The 25,090-nt window shown below is 64.2% G+C and carries 23 protein-coding genes; 14 read left to right on the forward strand and 9 right to left on the reverse strand.

What is annotated here, in order from left to right; translation table 11 throughout:
- Positions 1–256 precede the first annotated feature (256 nt).
- The 3 genes from gltB (at position 257) to JQ624_RS06400 (ending at position 7,164) form a co-directional block, all read left to right on the forward strand.
- Positions 257–5,005: a glutamate synthase large subunit gene (gene gltB / locus JQ624_RS06390; protein ID WP_212418005.1), complete on the forward strand. Its 4,749-nt coding sequence runs from the start codon at positions 257–259 to the stop codon at positions 5,003–5,005.
- 146 nt (positions 5,006–5,151) lie between these two features.
- Positions 5,152–6,609, forward strand: coding sequence for a glutamate synthase subunit beta (locus tag JQ624_RS06395; RefSeq protein WP_212418006.1), 1,458 nt, complete (start codon positions 5,152–5,154; stop codon positions 6,607–6,609).
- 180 nt (positions 6,610–6,789) lie between these two features.
- Complete coding sequence (locus tag JQ624_RS06400; RefSeq protein WP_212418007.1) at positions 6,790–7,164, forward strand: BA14K family protein; 375 nt, start codon at positions 6,790–6,792, stop codon at positions 7,162–7,164.
- Positions 7,165–7,279: 115 nt separating this feature from the next.
- On the opposite strand, the gene JQ624_RS06405 is transcribed toward JQ624_RS06400, so the two are convergent.
- Positions 7,280–8,986 (reverse strand): outer membrane beta-barrel protein, encoded by a 1,707-nt coding sequence (locus tag JQ624_RS06405; RefSeq protein WP_212418008.1) that lies wholly within the window; start codon positions 8,984–8,986, stop codon positions 7,280–7,282.
- A 192-nt stretch (positions 8,987–9,178) separates the two neighbouring features.
- Between JQ624_RS06405 and JQ624_RS06410 the strand changes: the two genes are divergently transcribed.
- The gene (locus tag JQ624_RS06410) at positions 9,179–10,192 is read left to right on the forward strand and encodes an SIS domain-containing protein (RefSeq protein ID WP_212418009.1); all 1,014 of its coding nucleotides are present in this window, start codon (positions 9,179–9,181) and stop codon (positions 10,190–10,192) included.
- Between the two features lie 84 nt (positions 10,193–10,276).
- Here the strand turns inward: JQ624_RS06410 and JQ624_RS06415 are convergent, their stop codons facing one another.
- Positions 10,277–10,828, reverse strand: a complete 552-nt coding sequence (locus JQ624_RS06415; protein ID WP_212418010.1) for a carboxymuconolactone decarboxylase family protein — start codon at positions 10,826–10,828, stop codon at positions 10,277–10,279.
- Positions 10,829–10,901: 73 nt separating this feature from the next.
- Here JQ624_RS06415 and JQ624_RS06420 point away from each other — a divergent pair, with 73 nt between their 5' ends.
- The gene (locus JQ624_RS06420; protein WP_212418011.1) at positions 10,902–11,243 is read left to right on the forward strand and encodes a helix-turn-helix domain-containing protein; all 342 of its coding nucleotides are present in this window, start codon (positions 10,902–10,904) and stop codon (positions 11,241–11,243) included.
- Here JQ624_RS06420 and JQ624_RS06425 read toward each other — a convergent pair.
- From JQ624_RS06425 to hemH, 3 genes are all read right to left on the reverse strand, one after another.
- On the reverse strand, positions 11,240–11,686 hold the full coding sequence (locus JQ624_RS06425) for an NfeD family protein (protein WP_212418012.1): 447 nt from the start codon (positions 11,684–11,686) through the stop codon (positions 11,240–11,242). The genes JQ624_RS06420 and JQ624_RS06425 overlap by 4 nt on opposite strands.
- A 44-nt stretch (positions 11,687–11,730) precedes the next feature.
- Entirely contained in the window at positions 11,731–12,729 is a 999-nt protein-coding gene (locus JQ624_RS06430) for an SPFH domain-containing protein (protein ID WP_212418013.1), read from the reverse strand.
- A 174-nt stretch (positions 12,730–12,903) separates the two neighbouring features.
- On the reverse strand, positions 12,904–13,941 hold the full coding sequence (gene hemH, locus JQ624_RS06435; RefSeq protein ID WP_212418014.1) for a ferrochelatase: 1,038 nt from the start codon (positions 13,939–13,941) through the stop codon (positions 12,904–12,906).
- 81 nt (positions 13,942–14,022) lie between these two features.
- Here hemH and JQ624_RS06440 point away from each other — a divergent pair, with 81 nt between their 5' ends.
- On the forward strand, positions 14,023–14,421 hold the full coding sequence (locus tag JQ624_RS06440) for an MAPEG family protein (RefSeq protein ID WP_212418015.1): 399 nt from the start codon (positions 14,023–14,025) through the stop codon (positions 14,419–14,421).
- Between the two features lie 329 nt (positions 14,422–14,750).
- Here JQ624_RS06440 and JQ624_RS06445 read toward each other — a convergent pair whose 3' ends face one another.
- Positions 14,751–15,185 (reverse strand): thioesterase family protein, encoded by a 435-nt coding sequence (locus JQ624_RS06445; RefSeq protein WP_212418016.1) that lies wholly within the window; start codon positions 15,183–15,185, stop codon positions 14,751–14,753.
- On the opposite strand from JQ624_RS06445, the gene JQ624_RS06450 reads away from it, so the two are divergent.
- Positions 15,179–15,508, forward strand: a complete 330-nt coding sequence (locus tag JQ624_RS06450) for a hypothetical protein (RefSeq protein WP_212418216.1) — start codon at positions 15,179–15,181, stop codon at positions 15,506–15,508. The two genes, JQ624_RS06445 and JQ624_RS06450, sit on opposite strands and share 7 nt — an antisense overlap.
- A 161-nt stretch (positions 15,509–15,669) precedes the next feature.
- On the forward strand, positions 15,670–16,125 hold the full coding sequence (locus JQ624_RS39675) for a hypothetical protein (protein WP_249129460.1): 456 nt from the start codon (positions 15,670–15,672) through the stop codon (positions 16,123–16,125).
- 76 nt (positions 16,126–16,201) lie between these two features.
- On the opposite strand, the gene JQ624_RS06455 is transcribed toward JQ624_RS39675, so the two are convergent.
- The 3 genes from JQ624_RS06455 to JQ624_RS06465 are packed head-to-tail and all read right to left on the reverse strand — an operon-like array spanning position 16,202 to position 20,023.
- Entirely contained in the window at positions 16,202–17,293 is a 1,092-nt protein-coding gene (locus JQ624_RS06455) for a nickel/cobalt transporter (protein WP_212418017.1), read from the reverse strand.
- Positions 17,284–17,919 (reverse strand): DUF1007 family protein, encoded by a 636-nt coding sequence (locus JQ624_RS06460; protein ID WP_212418018.1) that lies wholly within the window; start codon positions 17,917–17,919, stop codon positions 17,284–17,286. The genes JQ624_RS06455 and JQ624_RS06460 overlap by 10 nt, the downstream gene beginning before the upstream one ends.
- Before the next feature lie 13 nt (positions 17,920–17,932).
- Positions 17,933–20,023, reverse strand: a complete 2,091-nt coding sequence (locus JQ624_RS06465; protein WP_212418019.1) for a M3 family metallopeptidase — start codon at positions 20,021–20,023, stop codon at positions 17,933–17,935.
- Positions 20,024–20,152: 129 nt separating this feature from the next.
- Here JQ624_RS06465 and JQ624_RS06470 point away from each other — a divergent pair, with 129 nt between their 5' ends.
- The 6 genes from JQ624_RS06470 to JQ624_RS06495 all read left to right on the forward strand — a co-directional run bounded on the left by JQ624_RS06470 (position 20,153) and on the right by JQ624_RS06495 (position 25,057).
- Positions 20,153–20,413 carry a hypothetical protein gene (locus tag JQ624_RS06470; RefSeq protein WP_212418020.1) on the forward strand — a complete coding sequence of 87 codons (261 nt, stop codon included), beginning with the start codon at positions 20,153–20,155 and terminating at the stop codon, positions 20,411–20,413.
- Between the two features lie 652 nt (positions 20,414–21,065).
- A complete protein-coding gene (locus tag JQ624_RS06475; RefSeq protein WP_212418021.1) occupies positions 21,066–22,208 on the forward strand; it encodes a type III PLP-dependent enzyme in 1,143 nt (380 codons plus the stop codon).
- A 120-nt stretch (positions 22,209–22,328) separates the two neighbouring features.
- Complete coding sequence (locus tag JQ624_RS06480; protein ID WP_212418022.1) at positions 22,329–22,928, forward strand: GNAT family N-acetyltransferase; 600 nt, start codon at positions 22,329–22,331, stop codon at positions 22,926–22,928.
- 4 nt (positions 22,929–22,932) lie between these two features.
- On the forward strand, positions 22,933–23,103 hold the full coding sequence (locus JQ624_RS06485; protein WP_212418023.1) for a hypothetical protein: 171 nt from the start codon (positions 22,933–22,935) through the stop codon (positions 23,101–23,103).
- A 93-nt stretch (positions 23,104–23,196) separates the two neighbouring features.
- Complete coding sequence (locus tag JQ624_RS06490) at positions 23,197–23,586, forward strand: RidA family protein (protein ID WP_212418024.1); 390 nt, start codon at positions 23,197–23,199, stop codon at positions 23,584–23,586.
- Between the two features lie 40 nt (positions 23,587–23,626).
- A complete protein-coding gene (locus JQ624_RS06495) occupies positions 23,627–25,057 on the forward strand; it encodes a homospermidine synthase (protein ID WP_212418025.1) in 1,431 nt (476 codons plus the stop codon).
- Positions 25,058–25,090: the final 33 nt, after the last annotated feature.

Consider the following 25,090-nt stretch of genomic DNA (forward strand, 5'->3'; position numbering starts at 1 on the left):
TTGGCATGGTCGGAGTTAGGACAGTATCGCTGTCTCAATTGCGGGGCGGTCCCGGCACAGGGATTGCAACGAAACCGTGGCGCCACGAGCTCCAGGGCAGTGCAGGCAAGGCCGTTCCTCAGGGACGTTGAACGCCCAAGCCTGAATTTAAGAAATTGCGGCTCGCGGACGACGAGCGGTGGCCCGGTGGGTGCCGCAAGCGTCCATGGTGCGCCGACGATGCGGTGAGGCCCTTAGCCTTTTTGAGAGGAATGAGATGAGCGGGTCGGAATTCGAGCGCGAAAACATCGTGGCAGAAACACTGTCGGCGACCGCGGCCTCGAAACCGGCCGACACTTTGCTTGAAGATTCTCCACGCGAGCACAGCTGGCGCCCGCCGGCCGCGGGCATGTACGACCTCAGCATGGAGAAGGATTCCTGCGGCGTCGGCTTCATCGCCAACATCAAGGGCAAGAAGTCGCATCAGATCGTCTCCGACGCGATCAGCATTCTCTGCAACCTCGAGCATCGCGGCGCTGTCGGCGCCGATCCGCGCGCCGGCGACGGCGCCGGCATTCTCGTGCAGATCCCGCATGCCTTCTTCGCCCGCAAGGCCGCAGCACTCGGCTTCAAGCTGCCGGAGCCCGGCCAATACGCCATCGGCGCGCTGTTCATGCCAAAGGAGACGGCGTGGCGAAAGGTGATCCAGAGCATCATCGCCGAACAGATCAAGGAAGAGGGCCTCGTGCTGCTAGGCTGGCGCGACGTGCCGTCCGACAACGCTTCGCTCGGCGAAACCGTCAAGCCGACCGAGCCCTATCACATGCAGGTGTTCATCGGCCGCAACGGCACGGCGAAGACTGAGGACGAATTCGAACGCAGGCTCTACATCCTGCGCAAGTCGATCTCGCAGGCGATCTATCAGCGCCGCGACCGCGGGCTGGCCGGCTATTACCCGGTCTCGCTGTCGTGCCGCACCGTGATCTACAAGGGCATGTTCCTCGCCGACCAGCTCGGCAAGTACTATCCCGATCTGCACGAGCCGGATTTCGAAAGCGCGCTGGCGCTGGTGCACCAGCGCTTCTCGACCAACACCTTCCCGACCTGGTCGCTGGCACATCCCTACCGGATGATCGCCCATAACGGCGAAATCAACACGCTGCGCGGTAACGTCAACTGGATGGCGGCGCGCCAGGCTTCCGTGCATTCGGAGCTCTACGGCAAGGACATCAGCCGGCTGTGGCCGATCTCCTATGAAGGCCAGAGCGACACCGCCTGCTTCGACAACGCGCTCGAATTCCTGGTGCAGGGCGGCTACTCGCTGCCGCACGCGGTCATGATGATGATTCCGGAAGCGTGGGCCGGCAATCCCCTGATGGATGAGCAGCGCCGCGCCTTCTACGAATATCACGCGGCCCTGATGGAGCCCTGGGACGGCCCCGCCGCGATCGCCTTTACCGACGGCCGCCAGATCGGCGCGACGCTGGACCGTAACGGGCTGCGCCCGGCGCGCTATCTCGTCACCAGGGACGACCGCATCGTGATGGCGTCCGAAATGGGCGTGCTCAAGATCCCCGAGGACCAGATCGTCACCAAGTGGCGGCTGCAACCCGGCAAGATGCTGCTGGTCGATCTCGAACAGGGACGCCTGATCCCGGACGACGAGATCAAGGCGACGCTGGCCAAGAGCCATCCCTACAGCGACTGGCTGCATCGCACCCAGCTGGTGCTGGAGGAATTGCCCGACGCGCCCACCAAGGGCATCCGCTCGAACCTGCCGCTGCTCGACCGGCAGCAGGCGTTCGGCTATTCGCAGGAAGACATCAACATCCTGATGACGCCGATGGCGGCCACCGGCGAAGAAGCCGCGGGCTCGATGGGCAACGACACGCCGATCTCGGCGCTGTCGGACCGACCGAAGCCGTTGTTCACCTACTTCAAGCAGAATTTCGCGCAGGTCACCAACCCGCCGATCGATCCGATCCGCGAGGAGCTCGTGATGAGCCTCGTCTCGATCATCGGGCCGCGGCCGAACCTGTTCGACCTGCAGGGCATGGCCTCGACCAAGCGGCTCGAAGTACGTCAGCCGATCCTGACCGACGCGGACCTGGAAAAGATCCGCTCGATCTCCGACGTCGCGGACACCCATTTCAAGTCGCGCACGCTCGACACCACCTTCCACGCCGGCTTCGGCGCGGCGGGAATGGAGCAGGTGCTCGACGAACTCTGCGCCCGCGCCGAGGGCGCGGTGCGCGAAGGCGTCAACATCATCATCCTGTCGGACCGCATGGCGGGCTCGGACCGGATTCCGATTCCCTCGCTGCTCGCCTGCGCCGCCGTGCATCATCATCTGATCCGCACGGGATTGCGCACCTCGGTCGGTCTCGTCGTCGAATCCGGCGAGCCGCGCGAAGTGCACCATTTCGCCTGTCTGGCCGGCTACGGCGCCGAGGCGATCAATCCCTACCTGGCGTTCGAAACCATCATCGCGATGAAGGACCGCCTGCCGGGCTCGCTCGACGACTATGAAATCGTCAAGCGCTACATCAAGTCGATCGGCAAGGGCCTGCTGAAGGTGATGTCCAAGATGGGCATCTCGACCTACCAATCCTATTGCGGCGCGCAGATTTTCGACGCCGTCGGACTGAAGGCCGATTTCGTCGCGAAGTATTTTGCCGGCACCCACACCCGCATCGAGGGCGTCGGCCTGGCCGAAATCGCCGAGGAAACCGCGCGCCGCCATACGGACGCATTCGGCGACGCTCAGGTCTACAAGACCGCGCTCGATGTCGGCGGCGAATATGCCTACCGCACCCGCGGCGAGGACCATGCCTGGACGGCGGAATCCGTTTCCACGCTGCAGCATGCCGTGCGCGGCAACTCGCTGGAGCGTTACCGGGCCTTTGCAAAAATCCTCAATGAGCAGTCCGAGCGGCTGTTGACGCTGCGCGGCCTGTTCCGGATCAAGACCGCCGAGGACGAGAAGCGCAAGCCCGTGAAGCTCGACCAGGTCGAGCCGGCCAAGGACATCGTCAAGCGTTTCGCCACCGGAGCGATGAGCTTCGGCTCGATCTCGCGCGAGGCGCACACCACGCTCGCGATCGCCATGAACCGGATCGGCGGCAAGTCGAACACCGGCGAAGGCGGCGAAGAGGCCGACCGCTTCAAGCCGCTGCCGAACGGCGACAGCATGCGCTCGGCGATCAAGCAGGTCGCCTCGGGACGCTTCGGCGTGACGACGGAATATCTCGTCAACTCCGACATGATGCAGATCAAGATGGCGCAGGGCGCCAAGCCTGGCGAAGGCGGCCAGTTGCCCGGCCACAAGGTCGACGCGACCATTGCGCGCGTGCGGCATTCGACGCCGGGTGTCGGCCTGATTTCGCCGCCGCCGCATCATGACATCTATTCGATCGAGGATCTGGCGCAGCTGATCTACGACCTCAAGAACGTCAATCCGGACGGTCAGGTCTCGGTCAAGCTGGTTTCCGAAATCGGCGTCGGCACCGTGGCCGCGGGCGTTGCGAAAGCGCGCGCCGACCACGTCACCATCGCGGGCTTCGAGGGCGGCACCGGCGCGTCTCCCCTCACCTCGATCAAGCATGCAGGTAGCCCGTGGGAAATCGGCCTTGCCGAAACCCACCAGACGCTGGTGCGCGAGCGGCTGCGCAGCCGCATCGTGGTCCAGGTCGACGGCGGCTTCCGCACCGGACGCGACGTCGTGATCGGTGCACTGCTGGGTGCCGATGAATTCGGCTTCGCCACCGCGCCGCTGATCGCGGCCGGCTGCATCATGATGCGCAAGTGCCACCTCAACACCTGCCCGGTCGGCGTCGCGACGCAGGACCCGGTGCTGCGCAAGCGCTTCACCGGCCAGCCCGAGCACGTCATCAACTACTTCTTCTTCGTCGCCGAGGAAGTCCGCGAGATCATGGCGCAACTCGGCTACAAGAAGTTCGACGAGATGGTCGGCCAGACCCAGATGCTCGACCAGTCCACGCTGGTGGCGCACTGGAAGGCCAAGGGCCTCGATTTCTCAAAACTGTTCGTCCGCCAGAAGGAAGAGAAGGGCCAGAAGATCCATCACGCCGAGGCCCAGAACCATCATCTGGAGAAGGTGCTCGACCGCCGCCTGATCGAGAAGGCGCAGGCCGCGCTCGACCGCGGCGCGCCGGTGAAGATCGAGGAAGAGATCAACAACACCGACCGCTCCGCCGGCGCGATGCTGTCGGGTCAGGTCGCCAAGATCTACGGCCATGCCGGGCTGCCGCATGACACCATTCAGGTCAGCCTGAAGGGTACCGCGGGCCAGGCATTCGGGGCCTGGCTCGCCCGCGGCGTCACCTTCGATCTCGAAGGCGAAGGCAACGACTATGTCGGCAAGGGCCTTTCCGGCGGCCGCATCATCGTCAAGCCGCCGCGGAACTCCGGCATTGTGCCGGAAGAATCCATCATCGTCGGCAACACGGTGATGTACGGCGCGATCGAGGGCGAATGCTATTTCCGCGGCATCGCCGGCGAGCGCTTTGCGGTGCGTAACTCCGGTGCGATCGCGGTCGTCGAAGGCGCCGGCGACCATTGCTGCGAATACATGACCGGCGGCATCGTCGTGGTGCTGGGCAAGACCGGGCGCAACTTCGCGGCCGGCATGTCGGGCGGCGTCGCCTATGTGCTGGACGAGGCCGGCGACTTCGAGAAGCTCTGCAACCTCTCGATGGTCGAACTCGAGCCGGTACTGTCGGAAGAGCTGATCAACGCCGGCACCTACAATCACTCCGGCGATCTCGAGGCGCATGGCCGGGTCGATGTGTTCGCCAATCTGCTGGAGTCCGATATCGAGCGGCTGCACATCCTGATCACGCGCCACGCCAAGCTGACCGGCTCGAAGAAAGCGGCCGAGATCCTCGACGACTGGAAGACGTGGCTCCTGAAATTCCGCAAGGTGATGCCGGTGGAATACCGCCGCGCGCTGAAGGAAATGAAGGCGAACGCCGACGCCGAACCAAAAATCGCAATCGGGGCCTAGGTAATCGGGGCCTCATCCTTCGAAACGCGGCGCAACGCGCCGCTGCTCAGGATGAGGGGAAAAGTCTGGACATTTCCTCATGGTGAGGAGGCGCTTGCGCCCTCTCGAACCTGGGGTCAAGGAAGATGCAGGGACGTCAGAGTTTAATGGGCAAGATCACAGGTTTTCTGGAAATCGACCGGCATGACCGCAAGTATGCGCCGGTCGCCGAGCGTTTGAAGCATTATCGCGAATTCGTCATTCCCTTGAGCGAGAAGGATACCCGCGACCAGGCCGCGCGCTGCATGAATTGCGGCATCCCCTATTGCCACGGCACCGGCTCGGTGGCGCCGGGCACGCCGGGCTGCCCGGTCAACAACCAGATCCCCGATTTCAATGACCTCGTCTATCAGGGCAATTGGGAAGAAGCCTCGCGCAACCTGCACTCGACCAATAATTTCCCCGAGTTCACCGGCCGCATCTGTCCGGCACCGTGCGAAGCGTCCTGCACGCTCAACATCGACGACAACCCGGTCACCATCAAGACCATCGAATGCGCCATCGTGGATCGCGCCTGGGAAAATGGCTGGCTGCAGCCCGAGATTGCGCCGGCCAAGACCGGCAAGAAGGTCGCGATCGTAGGCTCCGGACCCGCGGGACTTGCGGCCGCGCAGCAGCTCGCGCGCGTCGGCCACGACGTCCATGTCTACGAAAAATTCGCCAAGGCCGGCGGATTGCTTCGGTATGGCATTCCCGACTTCAAGATGGAAAAGCACGTCATCGACCGCCGCGTGGCGCAGATGGAAGCCGAGGGCGTGACGTTCCATTACGGCGTCCATGTCGGCGGCACCTCGCAAGGCGCGATCGATCCCCGCGAACTGCTGAACCAGTATGACGCAGTCGCCCTGACTGGCGGCGCCGAAGCCGGCCGCGACCTGCCCATTCCAGGCCGCGACCTCGACGGCATCCACTTTGCGATGGATTTCCTGCCCCAACAAAACCGCCGCGTCTCCTCCGAGCCGCTCGGCGGCGCCAAGGAGATTCTCGCCGAAGGCAAGCATGTCGTCGTGATCGGCGGCGGCGATACCGGTTCGGACTGCATCGGCACCTCGTTCCGGCAGGGCGCCAAATCCGTCACCCAGCTCGAAATCATGCCGGCACCGCCCGAGCACGAGAACAAGGGCATCACCTGGCCGAACTGGCCCTTGAAGATGCGGACCTCGTCGAGCCAGGCCGAAGGCGCCAAACGCGAATTCGCGGTGCTGACGCAGAAATTCTCCGGCGAGAACGGCAAGGTGCAGAAGCTGCACTGCGTCCAGGTCGACGACAAGTTCAAGCCGATCGCCGGCACCGAATTCGAACTCGAAGCCCAGCTCGTGCTGCTCGCCATGGGCTTCGTGCATCCGGTGCACGAGGGCATGCTGAAGAATCTCGGCGTCGACCTCGACCAACGCGGCAACGTCCGCGCCAATATGCAGGACTACAAGACTTCGCTGCCCAACGTGTTTTCCGCCGGCGACATGCGCCGCGGCCAGTCGCTGGTGGTGTGGGCGATCCGCGAGGGGCGGCTGTGCGCGCGGGCGATCGATCAGTACTTGATGGGGTCGACGACGCTGCCGAGGTGACGACCGCCGTCGCCGGCCTCACCCCTGCAGTGAAAGCTGATGGATGCGTGGGGCAGCCCACGTATGCCGCGATGTGCATAGACACCTCATCGCATTGCCCGCAACCTCGCTCGACCCAGATCAACGCCCATCGTGACCCAGATGGGCATTATGTTTGGGATCACAGAGAAGGGCGACAATATGAGAACTCAGGGAACGGGCAATTCCGTGCGCCGGCGTATCACACGCGTCTTGGCGGCCGGTGCGCTGCTATTCATGTACGCATTCGGCATGGTTGCCACGACCGGCGCCTTCGTCGCAGCGGGCGTCTCTCCGGCCTTCGCGCAGCGCGGCCGGGGTCGAGGCCGGGGCGGCGGCTGGGGCCGAGGTGACGGTGTCGGCGCGGCGGTCGGCATCGGAATCGGCGCGGCCATCGTCGGCGGCGCGATCGCGGCGAGCGCCGCCGAGCAGCAGCGGCGCGACGCCATCGGCTATTGCATGCAGCGCTTTCGTTCGTACGATCCCCAAAGCATGACCTATCTGGGCAACGACGGCTTCCGCCATCCCTGCCCGTAAGGCACGATTGCCTGCACGATACTCCAGAACCCCGGCCTTGTGCCGGGGTTTTTGTTTGCAGTCGCCGTGGCCCCAAAGAGACGCCCTCCCCGCAATCGGAAGGGATTATGCGTCTTCAATTCTGCAGCCGCACGCCCAGCATCACCACCGTTGACGCCGTGCTGTTCCCCGGCAAATTCGAATCCAGCCAATCGCGGCGCAGCGTGCCCTTGAGCCAGACGTTGCGGTTCATCTTGTAGATCGCCTCGGCCGAGAGCGTGTAGATCTTGTCGTGGCGGTTGTCGCCCTGATAGTCGAGCGTGCCCCAGGTGAACTTGCCGATCGCGGTCAGCCAGCGTCGGAAGTCGTGGTCGACTTCGACGGTGTAGATGTGCGTCAGCACGCCCGACGTGCCGGGCAGCGTGGTCTCTGCGATCGTGGTGTCGGAATAGAACTTTGCCGTCGTCAGCGGCGTCGCGGTCCAGACCAGCGAAGACGAGACGAGCAGGCCTTCCAGGCGATTCAGCCTCGGATCGGCATAATCGCGCGCGGCGTAGCCGACGCCGATTTCGCCGGTCAACAACCGCGAGAATTCGAAGCTCGTGCCGCCCTTGACGTAACCGCCGGTGGAATCGCGCGCGTAACCGGCGCGATCGAGCTTGACGTCATGCACACGGTTGTCGCCCTGCACCTCCACGAACGGCTTCAGGCCAGGCCTCAAGTCATAGCTGACGCGGCCGACGCCGCCGTACTGGCTGAAGTTGCGGTCGTCGTTGGTCGTTGAAGTGCCGTCGGTGAGCTTTGAGTTGGTATAGTCGGTGCGGTCGACGGTGGCGCCGGCGGAAACCTGCAGCCGGTTGAAATTCTGGTCGACGCCGACGGTGCCGCCGACCGTGGTGTAGATCGGATACTTGGCCATCCCTGCCTGCACGTTCGGGCTGCCGGGATTGTCGGTCGAGACAAACAGCCGCCCTTGCCCGGTCAGCCTGGTGTCGCGGCTGACATCGAGCCGGCCGTCGATATGGCCGGTGAAGCTCGGCCGATCGATATCGAGCGGCGCCGACAGCGGCGTGCCGTCGGCATTCGGCGTGAGATTGCTGGTGTAGCCGGTGAAGGAGCCGCGGAGATCGGCGACCAGCGCGTGGCGTTCCCAGTCGGAGACCGCGAGGAATTCCGGCGCGATCACGTAGAACGGCTTGCCCTGCGCCGCCGCGAGCCGGCCGGGATTGGTGTCGTAGCCGCCGGAGAATTCGACCGCGGATTTGATCAGGAAACTGCCGGCGTAATCGCCGACCGCGCCGAACGGATCGTCGTCGATCCGCAGGCGCTTGCGTGGCGGCTGCCCCACCACCGTGCCCGCCATCGCCGGCGGGATCGGCGTTTTGTGCGCCGACTCCGACGGAGGAATCGAAAGCCGCAGCCGCGTGTTCGACGCAATCGGCGGCGGTGGACTGCCGGGACCGACCGGCGGCTTCGGCTTCGCCTGCCCCGGATAGAATTTCGGTTTCCTGCGCTTGCGGTTGAGCGAGTCGTAGCCGGAATCGGCAGCTCCACTCGCGGCCGGCAGACCGTATTTCGGGATCTGCCCGATCCGCGACGACGCCGGCTTGTCACGCTCCTGCAGCTTCGGACTATTGAGCGGATCGTTCGCCTCCGCCGCGGTCCGGCGCAGTGGCGAGTCCGGCGATGTCACCTGGCTGGTGCGCGTTGAGCTGAACAGGTCCGGCGTGACGGTTTGCGCTTGCGCGGCGGTTCCCGTCAGGGCGATCAGCCCAAGGCACGGCAAGGCTGCGCGAAAGACGCGCGCGCGGCTGTTCCGGCCCGTTGCTGGCCTGGCCCTCACGACAAGAAATACTCCAACAAAAACAGATACTTGATTGTTGCGCCCCAAGCGCCCGCAGGATCACGTCGTTAATGGAGTTAAAACAATTATGGTTAATGAGCCGTTGAGAGCGCCGCCGTGCGCGTCGCATCGCGGGACGGGCCATGCTAAGGAAGGGCCCGGGGGCAACGCCCCTCTTCCCTGGAAACAGACATGGCTAATCCGAACCCGCTGATGGCAAAATCATCCGGCACCGATACCGCTGATGCCGCCGTCGAGTCGGCCCTGCGCACGCTCGACGCCGAGGGCGGCGGGATCGCCGCGATTACGGCAGCGTTGCAATCCGATCTCCGCGCCCCCTTTGTCGCCGCCGCCGACCTCATCAGAAACGCCAAGGGACGGCTGATCGTCACCGGGCTCGGCAAGTCAGGCCATATCGGCCGCAAGATCGCCGCGACCTTTGCCTCCACCGGCACGCCCGCCTTCTTCGTTCATGCCGCCGAAGCCAGCCATGGCGATCTCGGCATGATCACGGCCGAGGACGTCATCCTGGCGCTGTCCTGGTCCGGCGAGCAGCCGGAGATGAAGAACCTCATCAGCTACGCCGCGCGATTCCGGATTGCCGTGATCGCGATGACGGCGGAGCGGGAATCCTCGCTCAGCAAGGCGGCCGACATCGCGCTGACGCTACCCAAGGCGCGCGAGGCCTGCCCGCACAATCTTGCGCCTACCACCTCCTCGCTGATGATGCTGGCGCTCGGCGATGCGCTGGCGATTGCGCTGCTGGAAGGCCGCGGATTTACATCGGTCGATTTCAGCGTGCTGCATCCGGGCGGCAAGCTCGGCGCGCTGCTGAAATACACCCGCGACCTCATGCATTCCGGCGACGCCGTGCCGCTGAAGCCGCTCGGTACCAAGATGTCCGAGGCGCTCGTCGAAATGACGTCGAAGGGCTTTGGCTGCGTCGGCATCGTCGATAGCAGAGGACACCTCGCCGGCATCGTCACCGACGGCGATTTGCGCCGCCATATGGGGCCCGGTCTGATGACGGCTACCGTCGACGAGGTGATGACGAAAAATCCGAAGACGATCGACCGCGACGTGCTGGCCGGCGAGGCGCTGGAGATCCTCAATTCCTCGAAGATCACGACGCTGATCGTCACCGATGCCGGCAAGCCGGTCGGCATCGTGCATCTGCACGATTTCCTGCGCGCGGGCGTGGCGTAGGCGTCATTCCGGGGCGATGCGCAGCATCGAACCCGGAATCTCGAGGTTCCGGGTTCGCTTCGCGCCCCGGAACGACACAGCCGCTCAACGCGGAAACCGTGCCGCCTTCTCCTCCAGCGGCAGCGCCAGTCCATTCGCGAGATACGACACGGTGCGATAGAATCCGCACAGCAGGATGATCTCAAGAATCTGCGCTTCGTCGAAATGCGCCGACAGCGCCGCGAATTCGGCTTCGCTGAGCGTCGCGCGATCGTGCAGCGCGTCGACGGCGGCGATCAGCGCCTGCTCGGCCGGCGACCAGCACCCGTCTGTGGCGGCACCGCGCACGGAGGCGCGGACCTGTTCTTCCGTCAGATGCGCGGCGTCGGCAAACGTCATGACATGCACGCCCCATTCGTACTCGCACCCCGTTCGCGCGCAGGTACGGTCGATGACGATCTCGCGTTCCCGCAAGGAGAGCGGCCCGCGATCCAGAAGGCTGCCGGCGCGGAATTTTTCCCAGGCGCGGGCGTTGCCCGCCATGACGCGAAACAGCACCAGCGGCGGCGCGCCGCGCATGATGCGGTCGAACTGCGCGGCAATCTCGGGTGCGTAAGGCGGCTGCAGCGGCGCGATGCGCGGTGCGGTCTGTGACATCGGCGGGCTCCTGTGCTACAAATACCGTAGCAATACGCTACATTATCTGTAGCGGCATGCAAGAGGGCTTTCGATGCCGAAACCGGTCGCCGTTGCCAAGAAAACTGCCGTGCGCGGCTCCAGAACCGGCCGGCCGGTCATGGCGCTGCTCGATCTGCTCGGCCGCCGCTGGACCTTGCGGGTCGTCTGGGAGCTCCGCGACGGCCCGTTGACCTCGCGCGCGCTGCGCACCGCCTGCGACGACGCCTCGCCGACGGTGATGCAGGCCCGGCTGTCGGAGCTGCGCGAGGCCGGCCTCGTCGAACTCCTGGCCGGCGATGGCTATCGCCTCACGGCGCTCGGCAGAGAATTGATGGAGAGCTTCCTGCCGCTACACCACTTCGCCGAGCGGTGGAGCAAGCGAATAACCAGCTAAGCCGCCGCCACCGTCAGGCTCGCGCCATCGGCCTGCACGACCCTGACGCGGCTGCCGGCCGGCGCGTCGGGGCCGGCGACGCGCCAGATCGTGTCGTCGATCCGCACCGTGCCGGTCCCGTCGACGATCGGCCTTTCCAGGGTGAATTCGCGGCCGATCAGCGCCTCGGTCCTTTTGTTGAGAAACGGGTTGCTCCGGCTGCGGCTGCCCTCGCTGCGCGCAAAGTACCGCCACGCCGGCACGGCGGCGACCGCGAACACCGCAAACATCAGGAGCTGCGCCTGCCAGGACGGATTGATCGCAAACGACAACAGCCCAACCAGCAGCGCCGCGAGCCCGAGCCAGAACATGAAGACACCCGGCGCCAAGAGCTCCAGCGCCATCAGGATGAAGCCGAAGATCAGCCAGTTCCAGGTGCCCAGGGTAGAAAACATCTCGGCCATGACACGAACCTCTAATCAACGAGAATGAACGTCGCGATCGATACTCACCGCTGCGGCGTCACCGGCGGCGGGGTCGGGCCGGTGTTCGGCACCGACGACGTTCGCCGTGCGGCGGCGGTTGATGTCGCAGCTTCGCCGAAGGTCGCCTTGGCGATCTCGCCGATGCCGGCGAGCGATCCCAGAATGCTCATCGCTTCGATCGGCAGCATGACGATCTTCTGGTTCGGCGAATCCGCCAGTTGCCCGAACGCCTTGATGTATTTGTCGGCGATAAAATAGTTCAGCGCGGCGACATCGCCCTTGGCGATGGCCTCGGAGACCATCTGCGTCGCCTTGGCCTCGGCTTCGGCGGAGCGTTCGCGCGCTTCGGCGTCGCGGAACGCGGCTTCCTTGCGGCCTTCGGCCTGCAAAATCTGTCCCTGCTTGGCGCCTTCCGCGCGCAGGATTTCCGACTGGCGCTGGCCCTCGGCCTGCAGGATGTCGGCGCGCTTGACGCGCTCGGCCTTCATCTGCCGGCCCATCGCCTCGACCAGGTCGGCCGGCGGCACGATGTCCTTGATTTCGATGCGGTTGACCTTCAGTCCCCACGGCGACACCGCGGCGTCGACCACGCGCAACAGCCGCTCGTTGATCTCGTCGCGATGCGACAGCACCTGGTCGAGATCCATCGCGCCCATCACCGAGCGGATATTCGTCATGGTCAGCACGATGATCGCCTGATCGAGATTGGATACTTCGTAACTCGCCTTGGCGGCATCGAACACCTGATAAAAGGCGACGCCGTCCACCGTCACGGTGGCGTTGTCCTTGGTGATCACCTCCTGCTCGGGAATGCTGATCACCTGCTCCATCATGTTCATCTTGCGACCGACGCGGTCGAAATAGGGAACGATGATGTTGAGCCCCGGCGACAGCGTGCGGGTGTATTTGCCGAACCGCTCGATGGTCCAGTCATAACCCTGCGGCACCGTTTTGACGCCCGCGAACAACGTGACAATGACAAGCAGAACAAATGCGATCGCGAAAATGTCGAAGCCACTCATAAAATCCCTCCAAAGCCGGCAAGGTGCGCTGCCGGGCGCGGTCTCTCATTTTGTCAGCAACGCCGCGGCACCGGTTCAGCCGGCTGTTCTCAAGTTATGATTATATAGCTGGGGAATTGTTTGGCGACCACCAGATGAATTCGATCCGAATAGCCGCCTTGTTCTGCAGGGTGGTTAAATCCAGCCTTGCAGCTCGCGGAGCACAAGCTGGCGAATGACGTCCATGCCGGGATCGCTGTCGTTGAGGCAGGGAATCGCTGAAAATTGCTCGCCGCCATTGTGTTTGAAAATCTCGGCGTTTTCCTGCGCGATCTCTTCCAGCGTCTCCAGGCAATCGGCGGAGAAGCCGGGGGTCACGACGGCAATGCGTTTCACACCATCTTTCGCCAGTTTTTCGATGGTCTTGTCCGTATAGGGCTGCAGCCACTCGTCGAAGCCGAAGCGCGACTGAAATGTAAGGATCAGTTTGGAGGCATCAAGCCCCATGCGTTTGCGAAGCGCGTCCGTTGTCGCGATGCACTGCGCCTGGTAGGGATCGCCCTTGTCGACATATTTCTGCGGCATGCCGTGAAACGACGCCACGATCAGTTCAGGCTGAAACGGCAGTGTCGCGAGATGCGCATTGATCGAGACCGCGAGCGCCTCGATATAGTCAGGATCGTCGTAGTAAGGCGGGCTCACCCGCAGCGTCGGCTGCGCGCGCATGTCGGCGAGTGCGCGAAACACCTCGTCGCAGACGGTTGCTGACGTCGCGGCGGAATATTGGGGATAGAGAGGCACGACCAGAATACGATCGCAGCCCTGCGCGGTCAGGGCGTCGATGCGCGAGCGGATCGACGGGTTGCCGTAACGCATCGCCCAATCGACCACGACGTGGTCGTGATCGGCGATCGCCTCGCCAAGCTTTTCGGCCTGCGAGCGCGTGATCGTCTTGAGCGGGGATTCGTCTCTCTCGGTGTTCCAGATCTTCTGGTAGTCGCGCGCCTTACGGCCGGGACGGACGCGAAGGATGATGCCGTTGAGGATCAGCTTCCAGAGCAGGCCCTGATCCTCGATCACGCGCGGATCGGACAGAAACTCCTTCAGGTAAACCCGCACGCCCCGGGCGTCTGATGTATCGGGGGTGCCGAGATTGACCAGCAGCACGCCGACGCGTTGCGGCTGGGGTGCCGATGCCGGCTTTGGATGTCCAAGGGGGGCTGCCGCGGTCATGATTTCGATGGCTTCGCGCGTTGCACCATCCTTGTCAAGATAACCATCGGTTCGGTACGATTGCCGCGGGCGGGAGGAACCATGACGATCGCCGAATGGTGCGTTTTCGGAACGCTGATGCTCTATCTGCTGACGATCGCCTCGGTCAAATGGGCCGGGCATCGCCATTTCGACAATGCCAGACCGCGCGATCCCGCCTTCTACGAGGACGCGATCCGTGCCCGCGCGCTCGGCGCCCACCAGAACGGCATCGAGGCGTTTCCGTTCTTTGCGGTCGCCGTCCTGCTGGCGGAATTCCGCCTGGGACCGCAGCACCTGGTCGACGAGCTCGCGGTTCTCTTCCTGATCGTGCGGGTCGCCTATGTCTTCACCTATCTCGGCAACCGCCCGACGCTGCGCTCGATCCTCTGGAGCATTGGCTTCGCGATCAACATCGCGATTTTCTTTCTGCCGGCGATCAGGGGGTACTTGCCGGCATGAGGCAGGCATTGCCGTCGCGCACGCTCCCTCCACGTCATTGCGAGCGAAGCGAAGCAATCCATCGTGCGGGATAACGGATGCATGGATTGCTTCGTCGCAAGCGCTCCTCGCAATGACGGCGTTTTCCGACGTGGTCCTACCTTCTCGCGGCGCGGATAGCGCCCGAGCTTTGCTCGCAGTCGTGCCTCGAGATCGCGCTTGCGCGCGAAGCAAATCAGTCCGCAGTCCGTGGGGTAGGCAAAGCGACAGCGTGCCGACCCTCACGCGCGGAATACTTGGTGGTGGGCACGTCGCCAACGCGCCTTTGCCCACCCTACATCTACATCGCATCAGGCCAGATGCTTCTCCCGTGCAGCGATCCGCTCCCGGATCGCCTTCGATATCGGGACCGGGCGATGGGTTTGCTGGTTGGTATTGACCCAGACGATTTCACCGGTCACGAGCGCCTCATTGCCGTCCTTCAGGAAGATCGCGAGTTCGAAGGTGAGGCTCGAATTGCCGATCCGCGCCACGCGCGCACCGACGTCCAATTCCCAGTCGAACCGGACCGGCGCCTTGTATTCAATGACCGATTTGACGACGTGAAAATCCTCGCCTGTCTGCTTGGCGTCGGCATACTGGTCGTAGCCGAGCGCGCGGAAATATTCGGTGATGGTGGTGTCGAAATAGGTCAGGTAGTGCGCGTTGAAGACGACGCCCTGGCCGTCGATCTCGGAATAGCGCACCCGGAACGGGTGAAAGAACCAGAATTGCTCGCGTGACATTATTCCCCCGGCGGCGCTTTGGCGTGTTCAAATGTAGCCTGCATATCCCACCGGATCCGTTTCATAAAGCCGGAGCGTCGGCCGGATTAGAGCGCGACTTTGACCTCACCCTTGAAGAGGAGGTCGGCGCTGCGAAGCGCCCCGTCCCCATAGACGTAATCGAAGCCGCCATTCGCTCAGCATTCACCAGTTACCCAAAGGAAGACGACCCGGATTGGAGAAGTCCGCATTGGATCACGCCCGAAGAGTGCGTGCACTTGGCGCAGAACATACTGCTGGAATTGCAGGAAAAGGGATTTGAGATCGTGCGGAGGCAGACCTGATAGATGGACGGCGCTCCGCGTCAATCGGTGGAAACCCTTGATTTAAGTCAAGTGATCAATCCAGCGCGCACCAAGGCTGACATGGGGGTGCCAATCGCGCTTCGCGCGGCATGACCCGACGAACCCGATTCATGGCGCCCCAATCAACAGGAGGAAGTGCCATGCTTCGTTGTTCACTGGCTGCATTGGCAGCGTTGGTTATCGTAGGCGCAAGCCTGGTTCCGGACGACGCCTTGGCCCGGCGCGGTGGCGGCGGAGGCTTCCGCGGAGGTGGCGGAGGCTTCCACGGCGGAATGCGAGCCGCTCACGTTCGGGGCGGCGCGATACATGCCGGGCGCATTCACGGCGGACGCGGTTATCGCGGAGGCGTTCGACCGGCGCATCCCATAGCGGGCCGTCCGGGTCGACCGGGCTATCCCATAGCCGGAAGGCCGGGCCGCCCCATCGCCGGTTATCCCGGAGGGGGATATTATCGACCAGGGCTGGGCTACGGTGCCGCCGCTGTTGGTGCCGCCGCGGCGGGAGCCTATGGCTATTACGGCAACTACAATAACAACTGCACCTACGACACCTACGGCAACTGGGTCTGCCCCCAACAGTATCGGTACCCGTACTGATGCGCATTTGCGATAAGTGCCCCTCGGTAGTGGCCTCGCAAACAGTTGCTGGACCTACTTGGTTGGTGGCGGGCGGTCAAAGACACGTCGCGCGTTCGGCGGCGAGATAGCCGAACAACAGGCCGAGGCCGAACAGCAGCACGAGGCCCGCGGCGCCGAATTCGATGCCGCGCATGATCAGCGTGCCGCTGCCTTCGCGGCCGGCGCTGAGCCGGCGGGCGAGACCCTTCGCCGACACGGCAACGACGGCAATGGTCGCGACCGTGATGGCGGTGCCGAGCCCCATCACGAAGGTCGCGGCGATGCCGGCCAGGAACAGGCCTTGCGCCAGCGAAAACACAAGCACCAGGATCGCGCCCGAACAGGGCCGCATGCCGACGGCAAAGATGGTGCCCAGGCCGCGTTGCCAGCCGCCGGGGCCGGCGAGTTGATCCGGCGTCGGTCCGTGGGAATGGCCGCAATGCTCGTCATGAACATGGTCATGGCCGTGAGCATGATCATGTCCATGATCGTGATCATGGTGGTGATGACCGTGGTCATGACCGTGGCCGTGATCATGATGATGGTGCGCGACGGCCATCGCCGGCTCCGGCTTCGCCTGCAGCGCGCGCATAAAACCGCCGCCCTTGGTCCAGACCAGCCGGGCGCCGAAGGCGGCGATCAGGCCATAGCTGACGATCTCGATCGCCTTCTCCGCCGAGCACATCGTCTTGGCGGTGGAGGAGAGCAGCCAGGCGAGTACCGCAACCAGCGCCACCGCCACCAGCGCCTGCAACAGCGCCGAGGCGAACGAGAGCACGATGCCGCGCCGCGCGGTTTCCTCGTTGGCGACGAGATAGGACGAGATCACCGCCTTGCCGTGGCCGGGACCGGCGGCGTGAAAGATGCCGTAGGCAAAGGAAATCGAAAGCAGCGTCCAGACCGCGCTGCCGTCCGATTTCGCCGCGCGTATGGTGGACGACATCTCCCGATAGAATTCGGATTGCTTGGCGAGGATCCATCCGATGATGCCACCGACCTGCGGCTCGGCAGGAGGTCGCGGACCGCCGAACGGATTCTGCGCCATCAACGCATGCAAGGTGGCGTCGAAAACGATCACGGCCGCGAACGCCGCGGCCGTGATCGCGATGCCTCGCGCGAGACCTGCGGGGATTAACCTCACGGGCAATCAACCATGATCTTGTTGGCGTACATCGCGCCGTAATTGGAATTGTCGCCGTTCATGAAATTCTGCTCGTTGAGGCGTTGGGCGTTGGCGGTGCCGTCATTCGGCCGCTGGAACTGCATCTGGCAGGCGGCGGGCGCGCCGTTGAGCTTGATCGGATCCTTGTCGTCGAACTTGAAGTCGATGAAGTAGGAGGGATCGAAGACTTCAAGCGCCGTCTGCTTGGCCTTGAACGGCGTCTTGACCGGCAGCGTGAAATGCAGCGTCAGCTCGCTGTCCTTGTATTCGAGGAAGTAATCGACCGGCTCGACAAACTTCTCCTTCTTGCCGTCGGCCTTGGCGAAGGTGAAGAAGTTGAACTCCTTCAGCGATTCGACATTGGTCTGCGCCAGCGGCGCCAGTTCTTCGCGGGTGTAGACCCCCTTGGTCTTGCTCGCGAGACCCTGCAGCGCGTAGGTCGTGAACATTTCGTCAAAGGTCCAGGCGTGGCGCACCCCCGTGATCGAGCCATCGGGCGCATAGACCACCTCGCTCCTTGCGGTGATCCAGACGTGCGGATGCGCCTCCGCCGCGGCCGCGCCGAGCGCGATGCCGGCCGCGAGGAGGAGCAAACCAAGTAACCGGTGCATGATTGATGTCACCTCAAGCCGCCTCCGGGGTTTCGAGCAGGCCGCGCCGCCGCAACAGCGCGTCCGCTTCCGGCTCGCGGCCGCGGAACGCGACATAGGCGTCTTCGGGGTCGCGGGAGCCGCCCGACGAATAGATATCGTCATGCAGGCGCCTGGCGGTTAAGGGATCGAAGATGTCGCCGGCCTCCTCGAAGGCGCCGAACGCGTCGGCGTCCATCACTTCCGACCACATATAGCTGTAATAGCCGGACGCATAGTGATCGCCGGAGAAGATATGGCCAAATTGCGTGGGCCGGTGCCGCAGCGCGATTTCCGCGGGCATGCCGATCTTTTCCAGCTCCGCCTTCTCGAACGCGCCGACGTCGCGGCTGGCCGCGGCCGGCTGGGTGTGGAATTCCAGGTCGATCAGCGCCGAGGACACGAACTCCACGGTGGCAAAGCCCTGGTTGAACTTGCGGGCGGCGAGGAAGCGGGCCAGCAGGTCGTCCGGCAGCGGCTCGCCGGTCTGGTAGTGTTTTGCGAACTGCCGCAGCACCTGCGGCTGCTCCTGCCAGTGCTCGTAGAGCTGCGACGGCAGTTCGACGAAGTCGGTGAAAACCGACGTGCCGGACAGCGAGGGATAGGTCACGTTGGACAGCATGCCGTGCAGGCCATGGCCGAACTCGTGGAATAGCGTCCGCGCATCGTCCGGCGACAGCAGCGACGGCTCGCCATTGGCACCCCTGGCGAAGTTGCAGACGTTGATGATCAGCGGGGCGATCTCGCCGTCGAGCTTCTGCTGGTCGCGCAGCGAGGTCATCCAGGCGCCCGAGCGCTTCGAGGGCCTGGCGAAGTAATCGCCGTAGAACAGCGCCTTGTGCTTGCCGTCGGCATCCTTGACCTCCCAGACCCGGACGTCCGGATGCCAGACCGGGATGTCCTTCCGCTCCGAGAAGGTGATCCCGAACAGGCGGGTGGCGCAGTCGAAGGCGGCCTCGATCATGTGGTCGAGGACGAGATAGGGCTTGATCGCGGCGTCGTCGAAATTGGCGCGGCGCTGGCGCAGGATCTCTGCGTAGTAGCGCCAGTCCCACGGCGCGAGTGTGAAATTACCGCCCTCCTCCGCGATCAGCGCCTGCAGGGCGTCGCGGTCGGCGAGCGCCCGGGCGCGAGCCGGCTTCCAGACCCGCTCCAAGAGGCTGCGCACCGCCTCCGGCGTCTTGGCCATGGAATCCTCCAGCCGGTAGGCGGCATAGGTCGGAAAGCCCATGATCTTGGCGGCCTCCTCGCGGAGCGCGAGGATCTCGATAATGGTGGCGTTGTTGTCGTTGGCGTTGCCATTGTCGCCGCGCGCGGTGAAGGCCTTGAAGACCTTCTCGCGCAGGTCGCGGCGGGAAGAGCTCTTCAGGAACGGCTCCACCGAGGAGCGCGACAGCGTCACGATCGCCTTGCCTTCCATGCCCCGCTCTTCCGCAGTCGCCCTGGCCGCGGCGACGAAGGCCTCGGGAAGGCCGGCGCGGTCGTCCTCGCCGAGCTCCATGAACCAGTCCTGCTCGTCGCCGAGCAAATGGTGGCTGAACGAGGTGCCGAGCTGGGCCAGCCGCTCGTTGATCTCGGCCCGCCGCTTCTTGGCTGTCTCGTCGAGGCCGGCGCCGGCGCGATAGAAGTTGGTGTAGGTGCGCTCCAGCAGCCGCATCTGTTCGCCGGTCAGGCCGAGCGTGGCGCGCTTCTCGTGCAGCATCGCGATGCGGCCGAACAGCACCGCGTTCATCATGATCGGGTTCCAGTGCCGCGCCATCCGCAAGGAGACTTCCTTGTCGATCTCCAGAATCGCCGGATTGGAGTGCGCCGATACCAGGTCGTAGAACACGGCTGCGACCTTGGAGAGCAGCTTGCCGGAGCGCTCCAGCGCCGTGATGGTGTTGGCGAAGTCCGGCAGGGTGGGATCATGGGTGATCGCCGCGATCTCGGCGGCATGGTCGGCAAAGGCCCGCTCGAACGCGGGCAGGAAGTGCTCCGGTTCGATCTCGGCGAAAGGCGGCGTCTCGAACGGCGTCTGCCACGGCTTGAGCAGCGGATTTGCGCCAGCTTCCGGAGCGGCTGCCGCGTGCTGGGTTTCTGACATCACAATTCCCGTCTTTTCCTTGAAAATATGCGGCAATCTATATCACGCGATGCGGCATTTTTGCGCCTTTTGCGCTTGATAGATGGGGCCTTTTCGGAGAGATTGCGCCCCTTGAACAGGACCTTTTCCATGAGCCCACAGCCCGCTTCCACCTCCTCCCGCGCGATCGTCTGGCCGAGCGTCATCACCGTGATCTCGGCGGCGATCCTGATCGGCGCAGAAGTGTTCGGCGCGGCGTTTGCCGGCGGCTGGGCGCTCGCGATCCTGTTCGGCCTCGACGACACCGCCGCGCACATCCTCCAGGCGGTGCTGTTCGGGATCGGCGTGCTGATCATGGTGGCGTTCATCCGCACCGCGCAACGCATCGAGCCGTTCTTCAAGCGCGCCTGACGCGCGTTCAAGAAAGGCGCTGCGGCACAGGCGCTGAAGCGCTCACGCTTCTGCAGAAGTCTTAACGTCCGTTCATGTTTGTTGTCAGCGGCGCGCGCTGAGAACGAATTTGAAAGCACTCGCGCGGGAAATTTGTCCCCAGCCTAAAAAAATTGTTGCGAAGCAGACTCAAAACACTTATTTCCAGCCTTGCCCAATTTCGCACGTGCCTGTGGTCGTGTGTCAGTCGGTAGGTATCCGGACAAGAGGCCGGACAGCCGCCAAGGGATGAAGAACCGAGGGTCGCTCCTGTTCGAGTGGCCAGCATCTCTCTCAAGAGATGCCGTTGAAGGTCTCTGCATCCTTTGCAACCGTGACTGGCAGCCGGAGGCGAACCGGCGCACCCCGCTCTCAACGGGGGACGCGACTTAAAGCAACGACGGATCGGGCTTTTTTGGTCTCTACCGGCACTCCACCGCCGGCGCGGGCTACTGAAAAGGCTTGTCCTTCATTGCCAGGTGTGCGGGCGGGAAATTCCCAACCAATCCACGGCAGCACAATTCGGTCTGAGTTCAAGGCCTCGTCGCGTCTCCATCGTGCGACAACGCCGAAGCACTCATGTCCGAGATCAAAATTTGAACGGGTCCCGTCGCTGGGCCGTTTGGAGGGTGCTATGACCGAACGTATTCAGGAATTCCTGCGTAACCGCCGCAGCGAGGGCCAGGACACCGAGCCGTGCCTCGTGGTCGACCTCGAAGTCGTGCGCGACAATTACCAGACCTTCGCGAAGGCCTTGCCGGACAGCCGCGTGTTCTACGCGGTGAAGGCCAATCCTGCGCCCGAAGTGCTGTCGCTTTTGGCCTCGATGGGCTCGTGCTTCGACACCGCCACCGTCGCCGAGATCGAAATGGCGCTGGCTGCCGGTGCGACCCCGGACCGCATCTCCTATGGCAATACGATCAAGAAGGAGCGCGACATCGCGCGCGCCTTCGCGCTGGGCATTCGCCTGTTCGCGGTCGACTGCGCCGCCGAAGTCGAGAAGATCGCCCGGGCCGCCCCCGGCGCCAAGGTGTTCTGCCGCATTCTCTATGATTGCGCAGGCGCCGAATGGCCGCTGTCGCGCAAGTTCGGCTGCGATCCGGAGATGGCGGTCGAGGTGCTCGACCTCGCCAAGCGCCTGGGCCTGGAGCCGGTCGGCATCTCGTTCCATGTCGGCTCGCAGCAGCGCAAGGTGAAGGCATGGGACCGCGCGCTGGCGATGGCCTCGACGGTGTTCCGGGACTGCGCCGAGCGCGGGATCAGCCTGTCCATGGTCAACATGGGCGGCGGCTTTCCCACGAGGTACCTCAAGGACGTTCCTCCGGTCGTGCAATACGGCCGGTCGATCTTCCGTGCGCTGCGCAAGCATTTCGGCAACCAGATCCCGGAGACCATCATCGAGCCGGGCCGCGGCATGGTCGGAAATGCGGGCATCATCGAGACCGAAGTCGTTCTGATCTCCAAGAAGAGCGACGAGGACGAGGTGCGCTGGGTGTATCTCGACATCGGCAAGTTCGGCGGTCTCGCCGAGACGATGGACGAGTCGATCCGCTACGCCATCCGCACGCCGCATGACGGCGCGGAAATGACGCCGTGCGTGCTCGCAGGCCCGACCTGCGACAGCGCCGACGTGCTGTACGAGAAGATGCCGTATCCGCTTCCGGTGACGCTCGAGATCGGCGACAAGCTGCTGATCGAAGGCACCGGGGCGTATACGTCGACCTACTCGTCGGTGGCGTTCAACGGCATCCCGCCGCTGCGGACCTACCACATCTGACGCCTCGTTTGAGGCTCGATTAATTGGGAGCCGGCGCGCCGGCTCCCTCCCCTGCACATGCCAATTCAACGACAACGCTTGGCGCGGCGTAGAGCCGTTGCGAGCGGGGACTGACGTGCCATGACTGTTTTGCGGAAGACCACTGCTGCCCTCATCTCCGATGCCGCTCCGTTCGCGATCCGCAGCGAGCGGGCCTCGGACGTCGCGGCGCGAGAGGCGCTGCTGGATGCCTGCTTTGGCGACAACCGCCATACGCGCACCTGCCAGCGCCTGCGCGACGGACGCGCGCCCGCCGAAGGCCTCAGCCTGTCGGCCGTGCGCCAGGGCCGGATCGTCGGGTCCGTGCGGTTGTGGCACGTCAGCGCCGGTGGCATCCCGGCGCTCATGCTCGGCCCGCTGGCGGTGGAGGCATCCTCCCGCCAGCTCGGCGTCGGGGCTGCGCTGATGGACCACGCGCTCGCGGCGGCGAAGGCGCGTGGCCATCGCGCAGTAATCCTGCTGGGTGACGCGCCCTACTACGCCCGCTTCGGCTTCTCGGCCACCAAGACCGGCGGGCTGTCGCTGCCGGGCGCGTTCGAGCGCGACCGGCTGCTCGGCCTGGAGCTGCGCGAGGGCGCGCTTGACGGTGCCTGGGGCATGATCGCGCCGGCCGGCGCGCCGCTGCCTAAATCCAAGGCAAGCCGCGCCAGGAAGGCGCTGCTCGTGCCGCGCGTGGCGTGAAGCCATGCCGGAGAGCCTTCCCGAGCCAGGCGCCAGCGCGCGCCCGCGCTTGCGCAGCGTCATCACCACGGTGCTCCTGATCATGATCTCGTTCATGATCGTGCGGGACATCCTCGTGCGCCGCTGGGGCGGCTCCGCGCCCCCGGCCTCCGACGTTGTCCGGCCATCCCGGTAGCCCCGCGAGGGGTTGCGCGCACAGGCGAAAAGCCCTTAAACCGCGCCAAACCCGCCCCGGATCATGCCCATTCCTTCCACCATCGAGGTTCCGATGCCCCGCCGCCTGATTTCCACCGGCTCGCCGTTCGAGAAGGCCGCCGGCTACAGCCGCGCTGTGATCGACGGCGACTTCGCCTTTGTCGCCGGCACCACCGGCTACGACTACGCCACCATGACGATGCCGGCTGATGTCACGAGCCAGTCACGGAACTGCTTCAAGACCATCGAATCTGCGCTGAAGGAAGGCGGTTTCGCGATGGCCGATATCGTCCGCGCGACCTATTACATCACCGACCCCAAAGATGCGGATGCCCATTTCGCGGTCTGCGGCGAAGTTCTCGGCGAGATCCGCCCGGCCGCCACGCTCCTCGTCGTCGCCGGCCTCTACAAGCCCGAGATGAAGATCGAAATCGAAGTGACCGCGAAGCGACGCACCGCCTGATCCCCCGTTCACAGACACTATTCCTTTCGGAGTCCCATCTATGAGCCCGTCCGCGCAAATCCATGCGAAAATTTCCGGCCCCATTGTCATGATCGGCTTCGGCTCGATCGGCAAAGGCACGCTGCCCCTGATCGAACGCCACTTTGACTACGACAAGTCGCGCTTCGTCATCATCGACCCGCATGAGGACGGCGAGCTCGCAAAACAGCACGGCGTGCGCTTCATCAAGCAGGGCATCACCCGCGAGAACTACCGTGAGGTGCTGGTGCCGCTGCTCACCGCAGGCGGCGGCCAGGGCTTTTGCGTCAACCTGTCGGTGGATACCTCGTCCGTCGACATCATGACGTTGTGCCGCGAGATCGGCGCGCTCTACATCGACACCGTCGTCGAGCCGTGGCTCGGCTTCTATTTCGACAAGAGCATCGGTCCCGAGAAGCGCTCGAACTACGCGCTGCGCGAGACGCTGCTGGCGGCAAAGCACAAGAGCCCGGGCGGAACCACCGCGGTCTCCACCTGCGGCGCCAATCCCGGCATGGTGTCGTGGTTCGTCAAGCAGGCGCTGCTCGACATCGCCCGCGACACGGGCGTTGCGGTCAACGAGCCGAAGAGCCGCGAAGGCTGGGGCCAGCTCGCGCAGAAGCTCGGCGTCAAGGGCATCCACATCGCCGAGCGCGACACCCAGCGTTCGAAGAAGCCGAAGCCGATGGACGTCTTCGTCAACACCTGGTCGGTCGAAGGTTTTGTCTCCGAGGGCATGCAGCCGGCCGAACTCGGCTGGGGCACCCATGAGAAATGGATGCCCGACAACGGCCGTCAGCACACCGAGGGCTGTGGCGCCGCCATCTACCTGTTGCAGCCGGGAGCCAATACCCGCGTGCGCTCCTGGTGCCCAACGCCGGGCGCGCAATATGGCTTCCTCGTCACGCATAACGAGTCGATTTCGATCGCCGACTACTTCACGGTGCGCGACGGGGCGAAGGTGATCTATCGCCCGACCTGCCACTACGCCTATCACCCGGCCAACGACGCCGTGCTGTCGCTGCACGAGATCTTTGGCGCAACCGGCAAGATGCAGCAGAAGTGGCATATTCTGGACGAGAACGAGATCGAGGACGGCATCGACGAGCTCGGCGTGCTGCTCTACGGGCACGGCAAGAACGCCTATTGGTACGGCTCGCAGCTCTCGATCGAGGAAACGCGGCGCATCTGCCCCTACCAGAACGCGACCGGCATGCAGGTGTCATCGGCCGTGCTGGCCGGCATGGTGTGGGCGCTGGAAAACCCCGAGGCCGGCATCGTCGAGGCCGACGAGATGGATTTCCGCCGCTGCCTCGAAATCCAGATGCCCTATCTCGGCCCGGTGAAGGGTTTTTACACCGACTGGACGCCGCTGGCGGACCGGCCCGGTCTGTTTCCGGAAGACATCGACACGACCGATCCCTGGCAATTCCGCAACGTGCTGGTGCGGTAACCGCGCGCTGACCGCACAGTCAGAGAGGCGGTG

Origin of the sequence: Bradyrhizobium sp. AUGA SZCCT0283 (genome assembly GCF_018130385.1) — a bacterium.
Classification (GTDB): Bacteria; Pseudomonadota; Alphaproteobacteria; order Rhizobiales; family Xanthobacteraceae; genus Bradyrhizobium.